Here is a 3,177-nt window from a genome sequence, read left to right as displayed (position 1 = left end):
TCGGTGGCGCCGCAAGCCAGCGGGCCGTAGGCGATGTAGCTGTGCCCGGTCACCCAGCCGATGTCGGCGGTACACCAGAACAGGTCGTCCGGGCGGATGTCGAAGGTCCAGAGCATGGTCAGCTTGGCCCAGAGCAGATAACCCGCGCTGGAATGCTGCACGCCCTTGGGTTTGCCGGTGGAGCCGGAGGTGTAAAGCAGAAACAGGGGATGTTCGGCCTCGACCCAAACCGGCGGGCAATCCGGGCTCTGGGCTGCGGACAGTTCGTGCATCCAGAGATCGCGCGGGGGGGTGAAGGCGACGTTGCCTCCAGTGCGCTGATAGACCACGACATGTCGGATGGTGTCGCAGCCGCCGAGAGCCAGGGCCTCGTCGACGATGGCTTTGAGCGGCAGCGATTTGCCCCCGCGTCGCTGTTCGTCGGCGGTGATCACCAGCACGGCACCCGCGTCTTCGATACGGTCGCGCAGCGACTGCGCTGAAAAACCGCCGAACACGACCGAGTGCGTGGCCCCGATGCGCGCGCAGGCCTGCATGGCCACTACGCCTTCGACCGACATGGGCATATAGATCACCACCCGATCGCCCTTGTTTACACCAAGCGACTTGAGCGCGTTGGCAAAGCGGCCGACCTTGTCGAGCAGTTCGCTGTAGCTCACGCGGGCGACGGTGCCGTCATCGGTCTCGAACACGACCGCGGTCTTGTCGCCCTTGCCGGCCTGCACGTGCACATCCAGGCAGTTGTAGGAGACGTTGAGCCGACCATCGTCGAACCATTTGTAGAACGGGGCCTGGCTGTCGTCGAGTGCGTGGGTGAAGGGATGCTGCCATTGCAGGTTTTCCCGCGCCATGCGCGACCAGAAGCCGGTGTAATCGGCCTCGGCCTCGGCGCAGAGGGCGCGATAGGCATCCATGCCGGAAATGCGGGCGGACTGCACGGTTTGCTGGGGGGGGTAATAAACCTTGCGTTCGTGCGGGTGTGTGGCGGTGTCGCTCATGACAGTCTCCTTCGTATTATGAAATTTCAGCGCAAAGGCGCAGGAAAAAACATTGCTATCTGAATTTTGCGCCCTTACGCAGCCCTGACGCTGCACCTTGAGCATAGTGCGCAGCGCTGGCGTGGGCATGAAATGGAGCGAGATGACAGGCTCCTAGAATCGCGGTTCACCACCTCACTACCGGAGCCGCCATGCCTCGTCCGCCCGATCTGCCGCACGTCCCCTTCATCCCCCGCCTGCTGTTCATGAGCCGCTGGCTGCAACTGCCGCTCTATGTGGGGCTGATCCTGGCGCTCGGGGTGTATGTCTTTCACTTCTGGGTGGAACTCACCGATCTGGTCGGCGCGGCATTCGGCAATCAGGCGTCGCTGGCGCACCTGCTCGAAGCCATTGCCGTGCGCAATCCTCTGCCCGTCGAAGGTGCGCAGGCTCTGGCGCATGGCGCCGCGCCCAAGCTCACCGAGACCACCATCATGCTGGTGGTGCTCAGCCTGATCGACGTGGTGATGATCGCCAATCTGCTCATCATGGTCATCGTGGGCGGATACGAAACCTTCGTGTCGCGCATGTACCTCGAAGACCATCCTGATCAGCCGGAATGGCTGTCGCACGTGAACGCCTCGGTGCTCAAGGTCAAGCTGGCGATGGCGATCATCGGCATCTCGTCCATCCACCTGCTGCGCACCTTCATCAATGCCGACGCCTACAGCGTGAAGGCGCTGGTGGCGCAGACCACCATCCATGTCGTGTTCCTGCTCTCGGCCATTGCGATTGCCTACACCGACCGCATGATGACGCGCACCGTTCTGCTCGGCCATGGCAAGGCGGACGCGGCTCATTAGGGCCCCCGCCTGTCAACCCCGGAGCCTGCCGTTTCACCCACAACAAACACCGTTCACACCATGACCCCCGTTATCCGCGCCGACGATTTGCGCGACAGCATCGCCTCGGCGCTGCAGTTCATCAGTTACTACCACCCGGCCGACTACATCAGTCATCTGGCCCGCGCGTATGAGCGCGAGCAATCGCCTGCGGCCAAGGACGCGATGGCGCAGATTCTGACCAATAGCCGCATGTGCGCCGAGGGGCATCGCCCGATCTGTCAGGACACGGGCATCGTCAATGTCTTTCTTGATATTGGCTTGAACGTGCGCCTGGAAGGCTTCGACGACGGCCTCGACGCAGTGGTCAACGCCGGGGTACGGCAGGGTTATCTCGACCCCGACAATGTGCTGCGCGCCTCGATCGTGGACGATCCGATCTTCGACCGCAAGAACACGCGCGACAACACTCCGGCCGTCATCAACGTCAACCTCGTGCCCGGCAATACCGTGTCGGTGAAGGTTGCCGCCAAAGGCGGCGGCAGCGAGAACAAGAGCAAGTTCATCATGATGAACCCCAGCGACAACCTGGTTGATTGGGTGCTCGCCACCCTGCCGACCATGGGCGCCGGCTGGTGCCCGCCGGGCATGCTGGGCATCGGCGTGGGCGGCACGGCCGAGAAGGCCATGCTCATGGCCAAGGAAGCGTTGATGGACGATATCGACATGTCCGATCTGCTGGCGCGCGGCCCGCAAAACAAGCTGGAAGAATTGCGCATCGAGTTGTTTGAAAAGGTCAACGCGCTGGGCATCGGCGCCCAAGGTCTTGGCGGCCTGTCCACCGTGCTGGACGTGAAGATCAAGACCTACCCGTGCCACGCGGCCAGCAAGCCGGTGGCCATGATTCCCAACTGCGCCGCCACCCGCCATGCCCACTTCGTGCTCGATGGCAGCGGCCCGGCCTTTCTCGATCCGCCCAGCCTCGACCTCTGGCCGCAGGTGCACTGGCAGCCCGATGCCACGCGCAGTCGCCGCGTCAATCTCGACACCCTGACCCGAGAAGACGTAGCGAGCTGGAAGCCGGGCGACACCCTGCTGCTCTCGGGCGAACTGCTCACCGGGCGCGACGCCGCGCATAAGCGCATCAGCGACATGCTGGCGCGTGGCGAAACCCTGCCCGTCGATTTCACCAACCGGGTGATCTATTACGTCGGCCCGGTCGACCCGGTGCGCGATGAAGTCATGGGCCCGGCCGGCCCAACCACTGCCACCCGCATGGACAAATTCACTGAGACCATGCTCGCGCAAACCGGGCTGATCGCCATGATCGGCAAGGGCGAACGCGGCCCGGTGGCGAT

At 63.4% G+C, this 3,177-nt stretch carries 3 protein-coding genes; 2 read left to right on the top strand and 1 reads right to left on the bottom strand.

All coding sequences use genetic code 11. The annotated features are described in order from the left end of the window. Positions 1–998, bottom strand: a 998-nt coding sequence (locus AC2VLV_RS06295; RefSeq protein WP_486989157.1) for an AMP-binding protein, incomplete at its 3' end; no start/stop codon positions are given. Positions 999–1,189: 191 nt separating this feature from the next. On the opposite strand from AC2VLV_RS06295, the gene AC2VLV_RS06290 reads away from it, so the two are divergent. Both AC2VLV_RS06290 and AC2VLV_RS06285 read left to right on the top strand, forming a co-directional pair. Continuing rightward, complete coding sequence (locus AC2VLV_RS06290; protein ID WP_486989156.1) at positions 1,190–1,840, top strand: YqhA family protein; 651 nt, start codon at positions 1,190–1,192, stop codon at positions 1,838–1,840. A gap of 60 nt (positions 1,841–1,900) precedes the next feature. Beyond that, on the top strand, positions 1,901–3,177 hold a 1,277-nt coding region (locus AC2VLV_RS06285), incomplete at its 3' end, for a fumarate hydratase (RefSeq protein ID WP_486989155.1).

The organism is Thiomonas sp. TH-17, assembly GCF_057473305.1.
Note: the sequence above shows the minus strand (reverse complement) of the source record. Positions and strands in the feature narration are given on the sequence as shown.